Raw genomic sequence first — 19500 nt, forward strand, 5'->3', positions numbered from 1 at the left:
CTGATCTGTAACAGGGCTGATAGAGAGGATGTCGTTGAGTTGTAGCACGGACCATCCTCTTTTCCACAGGGAGAGGGAGCCAGCGCGGAGTTATGGTCGGGGGCGGGAGTTGATCTGTAACAGGGCTGATAGAGTGGATGTCGTTGAGTTGTAGCACGGCATCCTCTTTTCCACAGGGAGAGGGAGCCAGCGCGGAGTCGTGGTCGTGGGCGGGAGTTGATCTTTAACTTGGAAGTAAAGAGGAAATTCGATCGGTCCCCTTATCCAAGGTGCGTTTCCGAGTTTTCAGACTTGCTCGATCGGTCCCCTCTCCCTGTGGGAGAGGGTTAGGGTGAGGGGAAGGTATTACGGTTTTTGCTTGCTGGCCTGAATGCTGCGCACCAGGTCATCGATACAGCGCTCGACAACCATATCCACCGCTTCGCTGCGGGTCGTTTCCGTCACTCTGGATAAGCGATCGATTTTGCGTAGCACCGACATTTTTAATGACAGCGACACGGCTTTCTTCTTCTCTTTATCCAGATAGACACGGCTGACGACTTCACCGGTTTTCAGCTCAGAATTGGCCGCTAACGCATCCTGCATACGGCGAAAGTTCTTCTTGTCCAGATGGCCTGGCTGCGTCAACTGATAGGAATGGGTGGCCTTGCGGTATTTGATCTCCGCCTCGTAGGACTCTCTCAGTTCCTTAAGCACGCGTGTCAGGGTTGGCCCCGAGCAGTCTAACTCAGTGATGATCTTGTCAGCGGATACGGGTTTACCCGCACTGAGTAAAATGGCCAGCTTATAGATCCGTGCCTGTCGCGTATTGAGTTGCATGATTAATGACTGCCTGCGTTGATGCTAAACCGGTGGCTTTCCTGAGATGACTCGTTGGCAATTCCATATACCTGAGCACGCGCTAGGATCTCTGACGCCCAGCGGCGGTGCGTTGCCGGTTCACACATGGTTCCCTGCGATTTAAACACCGCCTGTGAGGAGTTGAGGATCCGCAGCGCATCGGTATGATCGTTTGCCTGCACCATCAACGCCTTTTCGATCTTGCCGATCTGATTCGGGTGGATCGCCGTCTTGCCGACCAGGCCATGGGCGATATCGAGCGCCAATTCTCTATCCATAATCTGATGATCGTCAATATGCTCACAAACCGGTGCCGTCAGGGCGAAATCACGCGGGGAAAACACGGCAACCAGCATTTTTATCACATAGCCCATCGGGCCGTCATACAGCGTCAGGTTGCGCGGCCTTCTGAGTGCCACCACGTTCATCAGATCGTTGCCACCGATACGCAGGGCGATGATGCGCCGATAGCACGGATGGTGATGCAGGGTGTTGGCTAACTCACGCATTTGCACCACATCAAACACTTCTTCTGTCTCGAGCGTGGGCATCATGCACAGGTGCGAATCTTGCATCATGTTCCACCAGTAAGGCAGCGAAGCCAGCGTGAATTTGGGCAGCACCAAGCCGTCCACCGCGCTGAAATCCATGCTCGCTAGCAGCTGTTTACCCATTTCTTTATGGCGAGGCCGTACGAACACCAGCGGCCAGTGGTCATTGCCCTCCGTTGCCTTGGCTTGGGCCAACGTCTGGGTGAGTTCGCGCAGGTTGTCCAGCGCCTGGGGAATATCTTCGTCGCTGACCGCGTCTTCCAGGCAGACGATCAGCGAGCGTAAACCGGCGATCTTGTTATTGAGGATCGTATCGGCGATATCGGTTCTGGTGGCGGGCATATAGAGTGAAGCACCCAGCCGCCAAGGGGAAAGTCGTTGGTTCATTAGAGCACCTTCTTGATAATAGTTACCGCACGGTACTGCCCGATCTCATCACCGACTTCGGTAATGGTCAGCCCCTTTTCGCGTGCCAGATAGACCAGCAGCGCGACGTCGGGATCGTCTACCGCACGGACCAAAACGTGATCCGGTACTCTGCGTAGCACAGCGCGCGTAGCCTCTGCGATCCCTGGTTTAATTCGGTTAATGCTGGCAACCTGATATTTTTCGGCGAGGTGGTTAACCACCCTCTCACTTTGTTGTTTCAGGTAAGCCTTTCTCTCTGCATCCTGTGTGCAGGGCTCAAGCGCCGCTGTGTCTAGCGTCGCGCGATACTGCGCCACGGTATCTACCAGCAGACGGCTGCATTCAAACTGGGCGAGATGATCGCATTGTACACAGCCGTGCAGGCCTTCGTTTGACCAGATGGAGCGTGAGATCATGCCGGAAACCGGCGCGCCCATAATGCCAAACGGGATCAGCCAGTCGTCGTCGCTGGCGGCCAGCCACGAACACCCGCACGGGTCGGCCAGCACCACCAGACGGGGCTGGGCAGGATAGCCAGGCCGGTTGTTGAGGGAGCGGATCAGTTCGCCGGTAATGGCTCCTTTGCCCGTCCAGCCATCGACAAAGACTATCCCTTCGGTGCCGTGGCGCGCTTCAATCCAGTCGAGCGCCACCGAGTCAATGCCCCGGTCGCGGATGATACTGATGCCGTAGTGATACGACTCTTTGCCCATGGCTCGCAACGTTTGCTGGAGCATCACCCCCAGTGGGACACCGGCACGTACCAGGCTGGCCAGCACAATCGGCGTATCACCGAACCGTTCAATCAGCGCAAGGGCCAGCATCGAGACTTCTTTCGCCAGGCGTCCTGCTCCCTGATCGAGTGCGCGGGCAAACAGGTCGAGGTGTGAAGGGGTCGGCTCCGGTTCCTGGCTCAACATCTCCGAGTAGTGACGGGCACCGGACTGGATCAGCTGTTCTTTCTGATCGACCGGCGTCATTTCCATTTCTACCGGTTGCAGCAGAAAGTGAACGTCCTCGGGCAGGTATGAGCCGGAAAAGGGCACAAAATCAGACATATTACTGCTCTCCGAAAATATGGCGGGAGATCGCTTCGGCAAACTGGCTCTGGCGCGGCAGGCCAAACCAGGTACAAAGCTTCATAAAACGATGATCGCTGAGGCTGTCGCCTAACCCGATAACCGGGAACACGCCGCGCTCAAGGCGCAGTTTTTCCAGCAGGAAGGTCACGGCCAGCCCTTTCTCTACCACGGTCGGCAACCAGGCCACGTTGTTGCTGTTACGGTGGACGTAATAGCCGTCGGTAGGGAACAACTGCTCAATCTCATCGGCGATGGCGTAAAGCTCGTCCAGGCGGGTGCTATCGCGGTGCTTCATCACCAGATAGACCGGCGTGTCGCCGTATTCATAGTTGATACGCGCCCAGCCATTGATGTTGCGTTCGGCCATCAGCTCGGTGATCTTGCGCTGCATCGCCAGCAGGTCAGCTGCATAAGGTTGCAGTTTTTCCAGCATCAGCGCCTGCCATGCCGGGTCTGGCTGCCCCTGCGGGTTGAGGATCACTGCACCGTGTGTGGTAACCGCCCATGACTTGAACGGGATACTCACCCGGGCAATCTCTTCCGTTCCACGTGCGGTGACCGGGATCAGCTCCGCATGTTCCAGCATCCAGTCCACCAGCATCGACTGTTCTTCGGTCATAAAGCTGCGTGGTTCCAGGCTGCGATCCAAGGCACCGGTGCGATACGGGGCCAGGTCGAGCTCATCGACCATCTTGCGGCGCGTCTGGAACAGGGTGTCGTCCAGATCGGAGAAAATGACCGGCTTATTCATAGCTTACGACCTCAACGGTTGGGGCGACCTGTTTTAACGCCTCAATTAACGCGGGATCAACGCTTGCCACAGGAGTTTCGATACACAACAGGATCCGGTCAAACTGCTGGTGGGCCACGTTGTAGACAAAGTTGGGGATGCCCAGCCCATAGTTATCGCCAAAGGCGATGGCGGACTGGATGGCGAACCCGGTGGCAATCGGCGAACGGGTGGTGGAGCTGAATTTAACCTCGGCCCCTTGTTTTTCCAGGCGTTCAGCCAGCAGGAAGGGCTCCCAGACAAACTCGCTGCTGCCCAGCACCAGCAATTTCTCCCCTGGATGCGTCTGAATATCGCGCCCCAAATCCGCACTTGGCGATGAGATGCCCAAGCGGCCCCAGCTTTGTTTACCGGTGATCGGCACGCTGCCGGTGGCGGTAACGTTGACTGCGGGCATCACCGGCACCGGAGCATCGGGATTTTTTTCCCAGTGCCAGTCACCCTGAACCAGTGACACATACTGGATCGGGATTGGGCTGCGTTGGGCGAGGGCATCGCCGCTCCAGTCGGTCAGCGTGACGGTGATGGCGCGGGCAATGTTGTGTAACCCGGCATCCTGCTGTAAAGCCTGGAGCAGGTTGATGAAGGTGTTGCCAGTGGTGGCCTCATCGTCGATCAGTACCACGGTTTTGGCTTCCAGCACGCGGCGGCGCAGTTCGGCATCCTGTGGCAGATAAAGCAGGTGGTCCGTGGCGTGGCTGTGATTTTCTTTGAATTCGCACAGCAGCTCACCCCCCTCTACCGGATGGCGGGTAGAGGTGAGGTATACCGGGTCGCTAACGTTGCCCCGGACTTCGTCAAACACACCTGCACCGAATCCGACGGCGGTTTCCGCCATGCCGATAAACAGCACCGGGCCTTGATCGCAGGCCGGGAATAACGCGGCCAATTGTTGATAAACGGCGCGCATGACGCTCGGCTTCACCGGAATATGGCGGCCCAACACTTTGCTGACGAACAGAAACGCGCGTTTCGGGTTGCGCCTTTCGGCTATGTCAAACAGCTCATCCAGCGCGATCGTGCCGCCCGTTGGGGTTACTTTCAGCGTGCCGCAGGACAGCGTGCGGGAATAGGTATTTAGCATGGGTTAGTCCTTCACCAGCAGGTTGTCGAGCTCGGGGTGATATCTGACGACATCGGTAATAGAACGGACGATCGCTGGGGAGAATGCAGATTTAGCCTCATCAATCACTTGCTGCTGGCTCATTACGCCAAGCTTATACAGGGCGAACAGGCCCGGCAGATTGACGCCGCTGAAACGGGTATAGCCGATACCGCCAGACGGGCGCAGGTTGATTTCCAGCAGTACCGGGCGCCCGCTGGTGTCGTTGCGGGTTTGCACGTTGACCAGGCCATCGGCCTGCATCGCGGTGGCACAGGCTTTAGCCAGTTCAAACGCCTCGCCGTGGTTTTCCAGATATTGCAGCGCCCCTTCTTTTCTACGTGCGACGGCAGCCAGAACCGTGCCCCGATCAACCAACATGTCGACGGAGTATTCAGGGCCAGGCAGGTAAGGCATCAGCACCAGTGGCTCAAACTCGCCAGCGTCCGCCAGCGCGCTGAGGTAGCGCTGCGGGTTCACTTTGCGGTTTTCCGGATGGGTAAAGGCAGCCATCGGGCCCACGCTTTCATCAAAACGCCAAAATCCCATGCCATAAATACCCTTCACCGGTTTGACGCACAGCTGCGCGCCAGAGAAAGGGGAACGGCTAATCAGATCGCGCAGCTCGGCTACCGACTCAATACGCAGAGAGGGGACGACCGGCAACCCATGCCGCTCCATGGCCTGGGCAAATGCCACTTTGTCATCGGCCAGCTCAAACATCGCCTGGCTGGTGGCACCGGTGGTCAGTGTGACTCCGGCAGCCTCGATTTGTTGGCGATGAGCTTCGAACCACTGCGTGTTACGGCCCGTGTGGATGGCATTGATACCGCACTGTTTCACCGTAGACAGAATGAAGGGTAGCCGCTGTTCGTCTTCTTTCGGTTCGAACAAGGCGATGTCTGCCTGGGAGAGGATCTCGTTACGTTCATTACGGTGTGAGGCAACCACCGTCACGGCAGTTTGCTTGGCTTTCACCAATGAAACGATGCCCTGAATAATATCCCGCTGGGAAGATAAACCTTCCATAAGCCACATTTTGAGTGTCATTTTTGTTTTTTTCCGTTCAAGGCTTGATGGTTAAAAGGATCGCTGTGGGTTGAGGCCACCCGATGGCGATGTCAATCATAACATGATGTCAGTCTAGAAGTGAAAAAATACGTTGAAAAGTGGCGTAAAATGAATTTTGTAGCCAAAAAGTTACCCTGTGTAATAAAAAATAAATTCATTAAAAATATAGGCTTAACTAAAGTTAGCTCGATAGTCAGCAAAAATGGGGTTGTGCGTGAACACCATCATGATATGATTTTCTACTCATGGAATTTGGTGTAAAAAAATCACTGTTTTCAATACCAACTTGAAGGAACTTAAACCATGGTGTCATTAACCAAGAACCAGACCGTTTCGCTCAGCAAGCAGTCATCTGCCATCAACCAGCTGCACTTCGGCCTGGGGTGGGATCCGATCAAGAAGAAAGGCGGCCTGTTGAGCAAGATGTTCGGCGGCGGCAGTGATGCCATCGATCTCGATGCTGGCTGCGTATTGCTGGATAAAGATGGCAATACCCTCGACACCATCTGGTTCCGCCAGCTTAAGTCTCGCTGCGGCGCAGTGGTGCACAGCGGCGACAACCTGACCGGTGAAGGCGATGGCGATGACGAAGTCATCCTGGTCGAGCTGGCAAAACTGCCTGCTCAGGTGGAATACCTGGCCTTTACCGTCAACAGCTTCCGTGGGCAGTCGTTCAACGATGTGGAAAACGCGTTTTGCCGCGTGGTCGATCAGGCCAAAAAGGAACTGGCGCGTTATGAGCTGAAAGAGCAGGGCGCTCATACCGGCATCGTGATTGCTTCACTTCGTCGTAACAATGGCCAATGGGATTTTACCGCGCATGGCAAAGCCTGCAGTGGCAGAACCATTGATGACATGCATGCAGACATCAAAGCTACCGTGGTGCGCTAATGAATATGACTCCGGGGGCCAATGCCCCAGTTCCATCTAAATTACTGAAGGTGCGCGTGCTTTCCGGCGCACCGGTTGATGCCTCCGCTTTCCGCCTGTATGCCGATGGCAAAGTGAAGGGCGACGCGGACATGATCTTTTATGGTCAGCCCAAGAGCGATGACGCCACGGTTGCCCTGACCCAAGAAGGTCATAACTCCAACTTCGCGGTAGACGTCAGCCGCTTGCACCCAGACGTGCAGAAAGTCGCCTTTACGGTGACTTGTGAAGGGGCTCAGACCGTCTCGGGCCTGCAACGTTTGCTGATCCAGATTGAAGCGGATAACGAAGTGCTGCTGGTGGGCACCGTTGAGCTGAATGGCCGCCAGGAAGCCGCATTGATCCTGGGTGAGCTTTATCGTCGCAACAGCGAATGGAAGTTCCGCTTTATCGCTCAGGGCTTCAACGGCGGGCTGAAACCGCTGGCTGAACATTTTGGTGTGGATGTGGCGGATGCTCCTGCCCCGGCAGCGGCTCCTGCACCGGCCCCAACGCCGGAGCCAGCTAAAATCAGCCTGAGCAAAGTATCGTTAACCAAAGAAAAACCGGCTATCAGCCTGACCAAGCGGGATAACTTTGGGGAAATCCGTATCAACCTGAACTGGCATCGCGGCAGCGGCCCGACGGGTTTACGGGCGATGTTCAGTTCGAACAAGGGCGTCGATCTCGATCTCGGGGCGTTTGTTGAAATGGCCAACGGGGAAAAAACGGTGATCCAGGCGCTCGGTAAGCGTTTTGGTGACTACAACCGCGAGCCGTTTGTCCAACTGCAAGGCGATGACCGCACCGGTGATATCTCGGACGGCGAATGGCTGCATATCAACGGGCGCGAATGGAAACATATCCGCGAAGTGCTGGTTTATGCCTTCATCTACGAAGGGGTCGCGAGCTGGGATAAAACGGACGGCGTGGTGACGTTGCACGTGCCAGACCAGCCACCGATTGAAACCCGCATGTCGGAAGGCCAGAACAACCGCAACATGTGTGCGATTGCGCGCCTGGTTAACGAGAACGGTAGCATCAAGGTTGAGCGTGTTAACCGCTTCTTTAACGGTCACAGTGACATGGATCAGGCTTTCGGCTGGGGTTTCAGCTGGAGAGCAGGGTCAAAGTAATCAATTTCACAGAGGATTCCACCATGAGTTTTTTCAACAAGGTTAAAGGGGCATTCAGTGCCAGCCGCGACGAGCTGACCAAGCAGGTTAGCCGTTTCAAGAACAAAAAGTTCATGCAGGGTACCGTGGCCGTGTGCGCCCGTATCTCCGTGGCCAGCGGCGGTGTCAGCGCTGAAGAAAAACAGAAGATGATTGGGTTCCTCCAGGCATCTGATGAGCTGAAAGTGTTCGAGACTTCTGAAGTCATCGAATTCTTTAACAAGCTGATCGCCAGCTTCGAGTTCGATGTCGAAATCGGCAAAGGTGAAACCATGAAGTACATCCTGGCGCTGAAAGATCAGCCGGAAGCGGCCCAACTGGCCATCCGTGTGGGTATCGCCGTAGCCAAAAGCGACGGTGACTTCGACCAGGATGAGCAAAAAGCGGTACGCGAAATCGTGGCTGCTCTGGGCTTTGATGCGGCCGAATTCGGTCTTTAATGTAATATCTTCAGAAGGTTAATATGGTATCCACGCACATCGGCTTCCCGACCGAAACCGTCATTGTTTTCATTGTATTGGCTGTCGGGGCCATTTTTATCGACTTGTTTATGCACCGCGATGACAAGCCTATTTCGCTGAAGAGCGCAGCCCTATGGTCTGTGTTCTGGGTTGCCATAGCGATGGCCTTTGCCGGTTTCCTGTATATCCACCACGGCGCCGAAGTGGCCAGCCTGTTTGTCACCGGTTATGCCTTAGAGAAAGTGCTGTCGGTTGATAACCTGTTTGTCATGATGGCGATCTTCTCCTGGTTCGCCGTGCCGGATCGTTTCCGTCACCGCGTGCTCTACTGGGGCATTATCGGGGCTATCGTGTTCCGCGGCATCTTCGTTGCCATCGGTACCGGTTTGCTCAGCCTCGGGCCATACGTTGAAATTGTCTTTGCGCTGATCGTGGCCTGGACGGCGGTGATGATGTTGCGCAGCGGCGATGACGGTGATGAGATCGAAGACTACTCGCAGCACCTGGCGTATCGCATGGTGAAACGGTTCTTCCCGATTTGGCCGAAGCTCAGAGGCCACGCTTTCCTGTTAAGCCAGAAAGAAGTTGATGAAGAGTTGGCTAAACCGGAAAACAAAGATGTGACGATTGGCCGTGGTGCCAAAGCCTGGCGGTACGCTACACCGCTGATGCTGTGTGTGGCTGTGGTTGAGCTTTCCGACGTGATGTTTGCGTTTGACTCGGTACCGGCCATCATCGCCGTGAGCCGTGAGCCGCTGATTGTCTACAGCGCCATGATGTTCGCCATCCTCGGCCTGCGTACGTTGTATTTTGTGCTGGAAGCCCTGAAGCAGTACCTGACGCATCTGGAAAAAGCCGTTATTGTGTTGCTGTTCTTCATTGCGGTGAAACTGGGTCTTAATGCCACCGACCACATCTGGCATCATGGGTACAGCATTTCAGCAACGGCGAGCCTGTTTGTCGTGCTGGGCGTTCTTGCGGTCGGTATTATCGCGAGCGTCATGTTCCCAGGCAAACCCGACGCCGAGGAGAAAAAGGAGAGCTGATCTCCTATCCAGCTGAAATCAATTCGCATGAGTTTACTTTTTTGAGAGGTTAGAACAATGAGTGTTTCTTTATCTAAAGGCGGCAATGTTTCCCTGAGTAAAGCAGCCCCAACCATGAAGAATGTGTTGATTGGTCTGGGTTGGGACGCACGCTCCACCGATGGTCAAGACTTTGACCTGGATGCCTCTGCATTCCTGCTGGCCGCAAACGGGAAAGTGCGCGGTGATGCTGACTTCATTTTTTATAACAACCTGACTTCTTCTGACGGTTCCGTTACCCATACCGGTGACAACCGTACGGGTGAAGGCGACGGCGATGACGAATCTCTGAAAATCAAACTGGATATGATCCCAGCTGATGTCGACAAAATCGTGTTTGTAGTCACTATCCACGATGCGCAGGCTCGTCGTCAGAGCTTCGGCCAGGTATCCGGTGCCTTTATCCGTTTGGTGAACGATGACAACCAAACCGAAGTGGCCCGTTATGACCTGACAGAAGATGCATCCACCGAAACCGCCATGCTGTTTGGTGAGCTGTATCGCAACAACGCCGAGTGGAAATTCCGCGCGGTAGGTCAGGGTTATGCCGGTGGCTTGGCTTCCGTGTGTGCTCAGTACGGCATCAACGCCTCCTGATCGACAAGCTAGTTAATATGACGGGCAGTACACTACTGCCCGTACCATCCCCTACAAAGCAGGAGCTTTAAAATGGCAGTTTCTCTCGTAAAAGGCGGTAACGTATCCCTGACCAAAGAAGCACCCACCATGAACATTGCCATGGCTGGCTTAGGTTGGGATGCACGTGTCACCGATGGCCAAGGGTTTGACCTGGACGCCTCCGTATTTATGGTTGGTGATGACGGTAAGGTGCTGGGCGACAGCAGCTTTATCTTCTTCAACAACAAGAAGAGTGCCTGTGGTTCCGTTGAGCACCAGGGCGACAACCGCACCGGTGAAGGCGATGGCGACGATGAGCAGGTCAAAATTGAGCTGAGCAAAGTGCCTGCTGAAGTCAAGAAACTGGTTTTCGCCGTCACCATCTATGATGCTGAAGCGCGTAAACAGAACTTTGGCATGGTCAGCAACAGCTACATGCGTATCTTCAACAACGATAACGGCACCGAAATCGCCCGCTTTGACCTGTCCGAAGATGCTTCTACCGAAACCGCGATGGTGTTCGGTGAGCTGTATCGCAACGGTGCCGAGTGGAAATTCAAGGCAGTAGGTCAAGGCTTTGCCGGTGGCCTGTCCGCTCTGGCTTCACAGCATGGCGTGAATATCTAAGATAGGCTCGTTGCCAGTGTGAGAACCGAGGTCAGGGGCTACAGATAAACCCCTGCATCTGATTATGGCTCCGCATCAGCCCCTCTCCCTGTGGGAGAGGGTTGGGGTGAGGGGGATTACACACTCCCCTTGCCCAGTCCCACCATCAATATCCCCGTTATGGAAAAGCTATTTTAACAGGAGGTTATCCTGATGATTTTACAGTCCGGCCAGAACTTGGTGGTCAATGGCACCCAGCTCAACCTGACCCTGCAGTACCCCGCCAACCCTGGTTTTAAGAGTGAGCCTGATACCGCAGTATTCCTGCTGAATGCCGAGGGCAAAGTCCGTGGCGATGCCGATTTTATCTTCTTCAATCAAACCGCTACCCCCAACCGCAGCGTCGTTTTACAAACCACCCATCAAAGCAGTACCCTCTCGTTAGATCTAAGCAAAATTGACGCTGATGTCAGCAAGATTGCCATCACTTTGGTGATTGATGGTGCTGATGCGATTTCTGGGCTGCAACACCTGAAAATGGATGCGCAGAACGTTGCCCAATACAGCGTAGAAACCCCGGGCCGCCAGGAGAAAGCGCTGATTGTCGCTGAAATTTATCGCCATGCCGGTAACTGGAAGCTGCGCGCGCTGGGGCAAGGGTTTAACGGTGGCCTGGAGCCGCTGGCGTTAAACTATGGCGTTGATGTGGCTCAGCCAGCAGTGCCTGCTTCTCCGCCGCCGACCGTCAGCCTAGAGAAAAAACTACAGGACAAAGCACCGCATTTGGTGAGCCTGGCGAAGAACGTCACCGTCAGCCTAGCAAAATTCAATCTGCAGTCGGTAAAAGCCAAGGTTGCGTTCGTACTGGATGCTTCAGGATCGATGACTGGGCAGTTCAAAAAGGGCAATGTGCAGGCGGTACTGGATCGCATCGCCGTGCTGGCCGTGCAGTTTGATGATGACGGCTCGATGGACGTCTGGGGCTTTGCCGAAAAACACGCCAAATATCCCGATGTGACGCTGGATAATCTTGATGGCTATATCAAGGCGATCCAGGGCAGCGGCAAGCGCTCAATGTGGGAGATCCTGCCAAAACTGGGCGGCACCAATAATGAGCCGCCGGTGATGGAGGAGCTGATCGATACGTTTAAACACAGCGATATGCCGGTATACGTGGTGTTTATTACCGACGGTGGCATCAGTAAAACACGCCAGATCAAAGAGGCGATCAAGCGTTCGGCCAACTATCCGATTTTCTGGAAGTTTGTCGGCCTGGGTGGCTCGAACTACGGCGTGCTGGAAAAGCTGGATACCTTCACCGATCGCCGGGTGGATAACACCAACTTCTTCGCGATTGACGACTTTGCCACGATGAAAGAAGATCGTTTGTACGATCTGCTGCTGGAAGAGTTTAAAGAGTGGTATGACGCGGCCAAGGCGGACCGGATTATTATTTAACTTAGTAATAACAGTTGGTTAAGTAAAATATATACGTACAGTGGTGCCCCTCACCCTAACCCTCTCCCACAGGGAGAGGGGATCGATCGAGTGAGCAATTGATTGCAGAAATCTACCTGACCACCGCACTGAATCAGATCTCTTTTATCGTTCTCGTCACCGTACCAGCTTTTTTTGCTCAGGGATTAGGTCGAGCAAGATACCTGATTACTGCACCATTCCAACTCCCTCTCCCACAGGGAGAGGGGATCGATGAGTGAGCAATTGATTGCAGAAATCTACCTGACCACCGCACTGAATCAGATCTCTTTTATCGTTCTCGTCACCGTACCAGCTTTTTTTGCTCAGGGAGTAGGTCGAGCAAGATACCTGATTACTGCACCATTCCAGCTCCCTCTCCCTGTGGGAGAGGGTTGGGGTGAGGGGCAAATAGGGATCGCTGGAGCTGGGAGTTCTTACGTTTACTGATCGGTCTTGCTGATGACATTAGGCTCCACGACGCGCAACCTTTTGACCGCAGAGCGACGCTTTGACCAGGCCGGATGGAAATGCCGCCAGTGCGCGTCCTGGGCCGCCGCCAACAGTTCGTAGTCCCCACGGGTATCGCCCCAGGCTCTGAGATGATAGTTCCCCAATGGGCCGTAGATACTTTCCAGGCGTTCTACCTTCTGCCCACAGCGGCAGTTATGGCCGGTGATGCGCCCGGTGAGTTTCCCGTCGACCACTTCCAACTGGGTACCAATCAGCTTGATGCCCAAACGATCGGCAAACGGCTGTAGCACCAGGGCTGGTGAAGCAGAACAAATCGTGACTTCAGCGCCGGAACTGACCTCCATGGCAACCGCAATCAGCCCGGAAGGGCGCATCAGCCTGGTCCAATAGGCCGAACAAAATGCTTCCGCCTGCTGACGGAACCAGTGCTCATCAACCCCGGTCAGGAAAACCTTAATCAGGGTTTCTTTTAGCTCGTCGCGGGTGAGTTTTTTGCGCATATGCTTTAATGCAGGCTGCGCCAGCCGCAATAAGCGACGGGCAAATACGCGCCGGCCAAAAGCGAAACGCAGGAATGGGATAAAACTGTCGTGGTGAGTCAGCGTTCCGTCAAAATCAAAAACCGACAAAACTTGCGTTGTACGACTTGCCTCTGTATCCATTTTTAAATCATACCTCTACTGTGCAATACCGGGCGTTTTCCCAATCTGGTGGATGATAGCAGAACTCCCCCGCAGGCTGAATTTTTGCCAACGCTAGACTATAGAACCCAAAAGCTATACGAATGATGCCGATAAGGTATTTTGGCACTAAAGCTTTATTGGATAAAACAGCATCAGTGGGTGTTCAGGGGAGGGGGAGAAGGCGAACTTGATGTAGAAGTTTCGCACCTCTTCATTCAATGCATGAACAATTAACGCTCTCACGCCAACTTGTTGAGCAATATTATTTGTCCGAAATATCGCGTCTTTTAACAATGCGACCCCCAGACCCTTACCTGAGTACGCCTGATCGATAGCAAGTCTGCCAAGAACGATAACTGGAAGTGACTCTGGCGCATTGCGTCTGTAAGCTCCGGGGGCGGTATTCCTCTGAACGCTACCCGTTGCTAGGCAATAGTATCCAATGACCCTATGGGTTTCCTCTGCGCAAATAACATAAACGCGGGAAATTCCTGCGCTATGATTTTTAAGCGCTTTCTTTCTCAGCCACTCATTAAGCATCGGCTCTGAACTGCAAAAGTCAGCGAGGTTATGCCCGGATGACAAGGGCTCGGGAGCTTTCATTCCCATGGCGATTTGCGGCTCATCAGGTCGTTAATACGGGCCTGGCGTTCAGCGGTGATAGGCGCATCCAGTTCGGTCAGAAACGCATCATACTGTTCGTCGTCTAAGATAAACAAACGCTGGTCCAGTAGGATGTCCTGCGCCTCGCGGCAAGCCACTTCAAGCATGAAATCGGTACGCGATTTCGACAAGAGACTTGCAGCCATATCGATCAGGTCGCGTTGAGACGCTTTTGCCCGAATATTGATCGGGGCTTCTCTAGTTTCAGGTTTCATCGTCGTATCCGTGTAGTAAAGTGATATACAATTATACACTGTGTATGCAAAAACGCTACACACGCAGTGGTAGAGCCTTGGGATCTAAAATCCAATAATTCGATCGCGCCCTCAATATCCCTTCTGTTTGTATGACTTCTCGATTTCTAGCGCGTAAAATGCCTGCGCCCTACCCAGGGCACGCTGTTTACAATCTGGATATGGCATAAGCCATAAAAAAGGAGCTTTTCCCTTATGACAGGTCTGTTTCTGGGGTTCCTTCTTGGATTTATCATGCAACGCGGGCGCTTTTGTATGGCTGGCGGTCTGAGAGACCTTTATCTGTTCCGCGACGGGCGCATGACCCTCGCTATCCTCATTATCATCACCCTGCAAAGCATCGGTCTGTTCGCCTTCGTTGCCCTCGGCTGGGCCAAGATCCCCGGAGGGGATTTCCGCTGGTTGGCGACGCTGGTCGGTGGCGTCACCTTCGGTATCGGCATGGGCCTGGCGGGTTCCTGCTCCACCGGCGCTTACTACCGAGCTGCTGAGGGGCTGGCTGGCAGCATGATTGCCGTGGTCGGTTTTGTGGTCGCTAGCTGGTATATCCGCCAGCCGGATGGCAAACAACTGTTCGCCCCCATCAACGCCCCGGCCTTGCCGGACGCTTCGCTGATGCAGACGTTCGGCATGTCTCCCTGGCCTGCGGTGGTGGTGTTAACCGTGCTGACGGGCGTGCTGGTCTGGCGCCATTTGCAACGTAAATCCTTCCCCGTTCCACAACCCAAACCGCGCAAGCAGGGCATTGCCCACTGGCTGTTCGAAGCACGCTGGCATCCCTTCGTCAGTGCCGTACTGATCGGCGTGATTGCTCTGCTGGCATGGCCTTCCAGCCTGGAGTCGGGCAGGGTCGGCGGTTTGGGCATCAGCGGCCCTAGCGCACAGCTGTTCTCGTTAATCACCGAGGGTAAAACCGGCTTCTTTGGCTGGGCGGGCTACTTGCTGATCGGGATTTTTGCCGGTGCGCTGGTGGCTGCCTGGGGTAGTCAGGAGTTGCGGCTGCGTTCGCCCGGCCTCCCGACCATGGTCAAAAGTCTGTTTGGGGGAGGGCTAATGGGGATCGGCAGCGGCCTCGCTGGCGGCTGTATGCTGGGTAATACCATCGTCAACACCGCCTGGTTCTCGTGGCAGGGCTGGCTGTTTATTCCGTGCATCCTGTTAGGCAGCTGGCTGGTCAGCTATTTCACCATTATTCTTCCGAACCAATCGAATAAAACAAAAGAGGCTTGAGGACTATGAAAACGATCACTCTGGATACTACCGGTAAACTTTGCCCGTTCCCGCTGATGGAAGCCAAAAAGCACATTGAACAATTGGGTTCTGGCGACATGCTGGTGATTGAATATGACTGCGCTCAAGCCACGGAAAACCTGCCGCGCTGGGCGGTTGAAGCAGGGCACAGCGTGACGGATTTCCAGCAGACCGGTGATGCCCGCTGGCAGATTAGTATTCAGAAGGGGTAGGTTAGGCTATCTGCTCTCACTTGGGAGTTATTTCCGAGTAGAGCAGACTTGAGCATCGTTACGTCCTTAAACGTAGGGATAACAATCCATCACATCTTCTTACCTTTTGTCATCTTTGGCCAGTATACTTAATTCCAGCTTGAGGGCACTTTGCCGCTCAGGAACGGTCAACCTTAACCAATGAAGGGATACACAATGAAAAATATTTTCTTTTTTGATGCGATGCTGACGCCGAAAATCATTACCGGCGTTTATTGGCTTTGCCTGCTGGGCATCCTGGTCGGTGGCATCGGGTCGATGTTCTATGGTGAGTTTTTCCGTGGGCTACTGGGCATGATCATTGGCGGTGTCTTTACCCGTGTCTGTTTTGAAATGGTGATCATCGCCTTCAAAAATAACGAGTACCTACGCAAGATTGCTGAAAAGCCGTAATGTGGTGAACGGCAGACATGCCCTCATGGGGCTCACAACGCAGAGGCGCAGCGTACTGCGCCTGTCGGGGTAATCAGTGGGTTAGCCAGGTCGGTACAGCTCGATTTCTACAAATTCAGCAACATTGCCACTTTGTCATCAAGATACCAGTTAGCAGGAATAGTACTGACGGCAAAGCATACTTGTGAAATCTTAGCGTTAATGTGTTATACAACAGGTCTGTCGCAACGCCTCGTATGTAAGTTGACGGCTCTCTATGCCAACCTGCCAGAATGAGGTTCAGCGTCCTGTAATGCCAAAAAACGAAAGATCCCCGGCACGAATAAAAATATGTCATGTGTTTACTTTCACACATAAAAGTACAGGGATTCCATCAGTAATGAACACATAACCCTCATTTCCCTGAGGAGATAACATAATATTTAATTCTCGGTCCTTAAATAAATAAAAATCGGAAATAACAGGTTTAAGAAGCATGGCAAGCTCATTATCCTTAATACTTTCAGAGGAGAGCAGCAACGTTCTGCCTGTTTCATCTCGGGTATAAGTAAACGGAGCATTCCATTCTACCTTCCGCAGAACATTATCTAGCCCAATATACGTACCAACCATATGAAACTCACCCGCCCCTCCCTTAAAATGAAAGACAATCCTGGCCAAATAGTGCACGTCCCCTCGTTGAGTATTAGTTTTAGCCTCACAGGAAAAATTATTTTTATTATAAATTAAATAAATATTGGCAATAAAAGGAGACAAAATCACTCCAGCAAGTAATGCATACATTATCAACTTAGTCAGTTTTTCCATCATTATTCTCGATAAAATGATGTGTTACACAGGAAGAAATTTTTTGTACATTGTCATCACACAGAACAATGGATGTTTTCAGACGAGATAGACTCTTTGTTAAGTAGGCAATCTGATTTTTTTTACAAGAGAATTTTTTTTCTACCAAATAGTCAGAAAAATAATTTCGATTGCTGAGGGAAGTCGATGCATCAGCATAGACAAGACATTCATTAATTCTACCAATCTTTACATAATTTGAAAAAAAATCACCATTTACATTTAGATTCCTAAAAAATAAAGATAGAAAAATAATAAAGAACAGCCATGCAGTCAAAAAAACTATGAATTCAATGTGTTTTGAATTTATAACAAAGCTATAACTTTCACTTACATCCATATCATTTTGGGGAGGATCACTCTCTGGAACAGCAGAAGTTGCCACTGCTCCGTCTCCCCTCTCATCGTCAAGATGCTGAGATGGGGACTCCTCAACGATGACCTCAATTTTCCCGATGTATTTGATGCCTTGCTTCGATACGGTCCTAACAACGTTTTCATTTATCCCTGAGGTTCTTAATGCTTTCCTAAGAATAGACATAGTCTGATAAAAGGTATTTGGCGTTACATAAAGTCCTTTACTTTCCCATACATGAAGAAAAAATTCACTTTGACTGACTAATTCCCCACGACCTTCTAGAAGCAGCAAAAGGCAAGCGCAAGCATGTGAAGTCAATGAAACCTGTGTCCCATGGTCAGTTATCGGTATAAGAACGCTTTCTTCTGGAAAGAAGAAAACCATATCGCTTAATTTATATTTTTCTATTTTATTCATATGCTTACGCTTTTTCTTATACTCGCACTTTTATTTCTTATACAAGTATAGATGAAAATAAGCTAATGCGTCACCAACAAGCATGGCGACCATGTAAAGTTTAATATTGTTATTAATCAATTGGTTATGGTAATTTTTATTGGGCTGTATTTTTTATCCTCAGCGATTTTCTTAGCTGAGGTACTCACTGTTTTTTCAGAAACAATAAGGAAACGTCACTACTACCTTTCTCGGTTTCTTCCTAATATGAGTAGCAACAAGAGAAGGTCGAGGCATCCCACCTCCTCTAATCTAGATATTTGACCTATCAAGGAGATGAATGATAATGATCCCTAGGCTCTTTCTAAGAATTTTCTCTTTTAAAATTAACATGTTAAAACAACACATTAATGCCTTGCTTGTTATCAAATATCAATAACATAAGAACAACAGGAGCTAATGCTACTAAAAAACCGCATAGGCAGAAAAAAATATTTCTCTACCAGGAGTAGTAGCTTGGTTGAAAAGAACGAACTTGCATAGTCATGAAGGATTAAATGCTAAATTTAACATCTTAAAAACGCTTTGCCTTTTTTATTTTTTGGGGTTGCTGTGGGATACGTTGTATTTATAATGCGACCAAAAGGAATAGTTCGTCTTTATCGTGAATACGCTCACCATCATCTCAAGGGTTAATATGGAGAATAACCTATTTGGATTTCTTATTGATAATGACATTCAACTTGATATACCCCATAAAAGACTGATTCGCATCAGTACAATTTCGTCAGGAAAAATGGGTAAGGCTGTTTTATTTGGCTCGATTGAGTTGAGTGAGGTCACCTTACGCTTGTTGGTATTTATACTCCAGCACGAAAAAGGAGAGAGACTATCTAAAGATGAAATATTTAAATACGTTTGGGAGGATGCTAATCTTTCTTCTTCTAACCAACGTTTATGGCAAGCGATAAACGAATTAAGGTTAAAGCTGAGTTCCCTCGGCTTACCCCACGATTTCATATTAAATACAAGGGGGGCAGGATATTCATTGAATAGTCCAGATGTCACGCCTTTATTTTATAAAAACTTTAACTGAGTTTTCACTTAGTTAATAAAACTATATCCATAAAATCCTTGGATATTAAATCGTCATTTTAAAGGAATTTGAAATGACACAACATTAAGAATTGAAGGAATAGATATGAAAAAGTTAGCAATCGTTGCATCCCTGGTCGCAGTATTCGGTTCTGTTGGTCTGGCTCAAGCTGCCTCTACCGGTACCATCACCTTTAACGGGGAACTGACCGCTACTACCTGTGACGTTGTTGTTGACGGCCAGACAGCGGACGCCACCGTGACTCTGCCAACTATCGGTACCAACCAATTGACTGCGGCAACCCAGACCGCTGGTGATACCGGCTTCGTGATGGCGTTGAACAACTGTGCTGGCACCTTGCAGACGGCTTCCGCGTTCTTCGAAGCGGGCTCTTCTGTTGATTTGACTACTGGTCGCCTGAAAAACCTGAACGGTGCTGGTGCTTCCGGGGTTAGTTTGCAACTGCTTGATGCCAACAACACAACGCCAACAGTGATCAATGCCGGCAACCAGATCCAGCGCACCACGGCAGGTTATAAAGACATCTCTAGCGGAAGCGCCGACCTGTCTTACATCGTTCGCTACTACGCCGAAGCACCGACCACGGCCGGTCTGGTAGACAGCAACGTAGTGTACTCCATCCAGTACCAGTAATGGATTG

The 19500-nt window shown here is 51.7% G+C and carries 24 protein-coding genes; 13 read left to right on the forward strand and 11 right to left on the reverse strand.

All coding sequences use genetic code 11. The features are described 5' to 3' along the window. Positions 1-345 precede the first annotated feature (345 nt). The 6 genes from AC6HVW_RS19400 to AC6HVW_RS19425 are packed head-to-tail and all read right to left on the reverse strand — an operon-like array spanning position 346 to position 5823. On the reverse strand, positions 346-819 hold the full coding sequence (locus tag AC6HVW_RS19400; protein ID WP_368439085.1) for an HTH domain-containing protein: 474 nt from the start codon (positions 817-819) through the stop codon (positions 346-348). A 2-nt stretch (positions 820-821) separates the two neighbouring features. Then, on the reverse strand, positions 822-1778 hold the full coding sequence (locus AC6HVW_RS19405) for an HpcH/HpaI aldolase/citrate lyase family protein (protein WP_071681659.1): 957 nt from the start codon (positions 1776-1778) through the stop codon (positions 822-824). Continuing rightward, on the reverse strand, positions 1778-2857 hold the full coding sequence (locus AC6HVW_RS19410; RefSeq protein WP_071681661.1) for a cysteine protease StiP family protein: 1080 nt from the start codon (positions 2855-2857) through the stop codon (positions 1778-1780). Before AC6HVW_RS19410 ends, AC6HVW_RS19405 begins: the two co-directional genes overlap by 1 nt. A gap of 1 nt (position 2858) precedes the next feature. Then, positions 2859-3632 carry an HAD family hydrolase gene (locus tag AC6HVW_RS19415; protein WP_071681663.1) on the reverse strand — a complete coding sequence of 258 codons (774 nt, stop codon included), beginning with the start codon at positions 3630-3632 and terminating at the stop codon, positions 2859-2861. Continuing rightward, the gene (locus AC6HVW_RS19420; RefSeq protein WP_368439088.1) at positions 3625-4755 is read right to left on the reverse strand and encodes a phosphoribosyltransferase domain-containing protein; all 1131 of its coding nucleotides are present in this window, start codon (positions 4753-4755) and stop codon (positions 3625-3627) included. Before AC6HVW_RS19420 ends, AC6HVW_RS19415 begins: the two co-directional genes overlap by 8 nt. Positions 4756-4758: 3 nt before the next feature. After that, positions 4759-5823 (reverse strand): ATP-grasp domain-containing protein, encoded by a 1065-nt coding sequence (locus tag AC6HVW_RS19425; RefSeq protein WP_071681667.1) that lies wholly within the window; start codon positions 5821-5823, stop codon positions 4759-4761. A gap of 324 nt (positions 5824-6147) precedes the next feature. On the opposite strand from AC6HVW_RS19425, the gene AC6HVW_RS19430 reads away from it, so the two are divergent. The 8 genes from AC6HVW_RS19430 (at position 6148) to AC6HVW_RS19465 (ending at position 12624) form a co-directional block, all read left to right on the forward strand. Next, a complete protein-coding gene (locus AC6HVW_RS19430; protein ID WP_021181601.1) occupies positions 6148-6735 on the forward strand; it encodes a TerD family protein in 588 nt (195 codons plus the stop codon). Beyond that, the gene (locus AC6HVW_RS19435; protein ID WP_021181600.1) at positions 6735-7889 is read left to right on the forward strand and encodes a TerD family protein; all 1155 of its coding nucleotides are present in this window, start codon (positions 6735-6737) and stop codon (positions 7887-7889) included. The genes AC6HVW_RS19430 and AC6HVW_RS19435 overlap by 1 nt, the downstream gene beginning before the upstream one ends. A 23-nt stretch (positions 7890-7912) precedes the next feature. Further along, positions 7913-8368 (forward strand): tellurite resistance TerB family protein, encoded by a 456-nt coding sequence (locus tag AC6HVW_RS19440; protein WP_046808047.1) that lies wholly within the window; start codon positions 7913-7915, stop codon positions 8366-8368. A gap of 23 nt (positions 8369-8391) precedes the next feature. After that, positions 8392-9435, forward strand: coding sequence for a TerC/Alx family metal homeostasis membrane protein (locus AC6HVW_RS19445; RefSeq protein ID WP_021807714.1), 1044 nt, complete (start codon positions 8392-8394; stop codon positions 9433-9435). A 57-nt stretch (positions 9436-9492) separates the two neighbouring features. Then, entirely contained in the window at positions 9493-10071 is a 579-nt protein-coding gene (gene terD, locus AC6HVW_RS19450; protein ID WP_021807715.1) for a tellurium resistance membrane protein TerD, read from the forward strand. A 72-nt stretch (positions 10072-10143) separates the two neighbouring features. Further along, a complete protein-coding gene (locus AC6HVW_RS19455) occupies positions 10144-10719 on the forward strand; it encodes a TerD family protein (RefSeq protein ID WP_021807716.1) in 576 nt (191 codons plus the stop codon). A 192-nt stretch (positions 10720-10911) separates the two neighbouring features. Next, positions 10912-12156 (forward strand): vWA domain-containing protein, encoded by a 1245-nt coding sequence (locus tag AC6HVW_RS19460; protein ID WP_497569643.1) that lies wholly within the window; start codon positions 10912-10914, stop codon positions 12154-12156. 252 nt (positions 12157-12408) lie between these two features. Next, entirely contained in the window at positions 12409-12624 is a 216-nt protein-coding gene (locus tag AC6HVW_RS19465; RefSeq protein WP_186486913.1) for a hypothetical protein, read from the forward strand. Here the strand turns inward: AC6HVW_RS19465 and AC6HVW_RS19470 are convergent. The 3 genes from AC6HVW_RS19470 to AC6HVW_RS19480 all read right to left on the reverse strand — a co-directional run bounded on the left by AC6HVW_RS19470 (position 12618) and on the right by AC6HVW_RS19480 (position 14209). Further along, a complete protein-coding gene (locus AC6HVW_RS19470) occupies positions 12618-13310 on the reverse strand; it encodes an HAD family hydrolase (protein ID WP_497569644.1) in 693 nt (230 codons plus the stop codon). The genes AC6HVW_RS19465 and AC6HVW_RS19470 overlap by 7 nt on opposite strands. A 147-nt stretch (positions 13311-13457) precedes the next feature. After that, a complete protein-coding gene (locus AC6HVW_RS19475) occupies positions 13458-13940 on the reverse strand; it encodes a GNAT family N-acetyltransferase (RefSeq protein ID WP_059199146.1) in 483 nt (160 codons plus the stop codon). Next, the gene (locus AC6HVW_RS19480; RefSeq protein WP_059199145.1) at positions 13931-14209 is read right to left on the reverse strand and encodes a type II toxin-antitoxin system TacA family antitoxin; all 279 of its coding nucleotides are present in this window, start codon (positions 14207-14209) and stop codon (positions 13931-13933) included. The genes AC6HVW_RS19475 and AC6HVW_RS19480 overlap by 10 nt, the downstream gene beginning before the upstream one ends. 234 nt (positions 14210-14443) lie before the next feature. Between AC6HVW_RS19480 and AC6HVW_RS19485 the strand changes: the two genes are divergently transcribed. From AC6HVW_RS19485 to AC6HVW_RS19495, 3 genes are all read left to right on the forward strand, one after another. Further along, positions 14444-15478, forward strand: coding sequence for a YeeE/YedE family protein (locus AC6HVW_RS19485; protein WP_071681677.1), 1035 nt, complete (start codon positions 14444-14446; stop codon positions 15476-15478). A gap of 5 nt (positions 15479-15483) precedes the next feature. Next, positions 15484-15711 (forward strand): sulfurtransferase TusA family protein, encoded by a 228-nt coding sequence (locus AC6HVW_RS19490; protein WP_071681679.1) that lies wholly within the window; start codon positions 15484-15486, stop codon positions 15709-15711. Between the two features lie 195 nt (positions 15712-15906). Further along, positions 15907-16143 carry a DUF4282 domain-containing protein gene (locus AC6HVW_RS19495; RefSeq protein ID WP_021181593.1) on the forward strand — a complete coding sequence of 79 codons (237 nt, stop codon included), beginning with the start codon at positions 15907-15909 and terminating at the stop codon, positions 16141-16143. Between the two features lie 333 nt (positions 16144-16476). Here AC6HVW_RS19495 and AC6HVW_RS19500 read toward each other — a convergent pair whose 3' ends face one another. After that, positions 16477-16950: a YqeJ family protein gene (locus tag AC6HVW_RS19500; RefSeq protein ID WP_071681681.1), complete on the reverse strand. Its 474-nt coding sequence runs from the start codon at positions 16948-16950 to the stop codon at positions 16477-16479. Then, positions 16934-17764, reverse strand: coding sequence for a winged helix-turn-helix domain-containing protein (locus AC6HVW_RS19505; protein WP_071681683.1), 831 nt, complete (start codon positions 17762-17764; stop codon positions 16934-16936). Before AC6HVW_RS19505 ends, AC6HVW_RS19500 begins: the two co-directional genes overlap by 17 nt. 676 nt (positions 17765-18440) lie before the next feature. Here AC6HVW_RS19505 and AC6HVW_RS19510 point away from each other — a divergent pair. Together AC6HVW_RS19510 and AC6HVW_RS19515 are read left to right on the forward strand one after the other, a co-directional pair. Further along, entirely contained in the window at positions 18441-18839 is a 399-nt protein-coding gene (locus AC6HVW_RS19510) for a winged helix-turn-helix domain-containing protein (RefSeq protein WP_071681685.1), read from the forward strand. Positions 18840-18944: 105 nt separating this feature from the next. Beyond that, a complete protein-coding gene (locus AC6HVW_RS19515; protein ID WP_071681687.1) occupies positions 18945-19493 on the forward strand; it encodes a fimbrial protein in 549 nt (182 codons plus the stop codon). Positions 19494-19500: the final 7 nt, after the last annotated feature.

It is taken from the genome of Serratia sp. NCCP-200, from assembly GCF_059697885.1.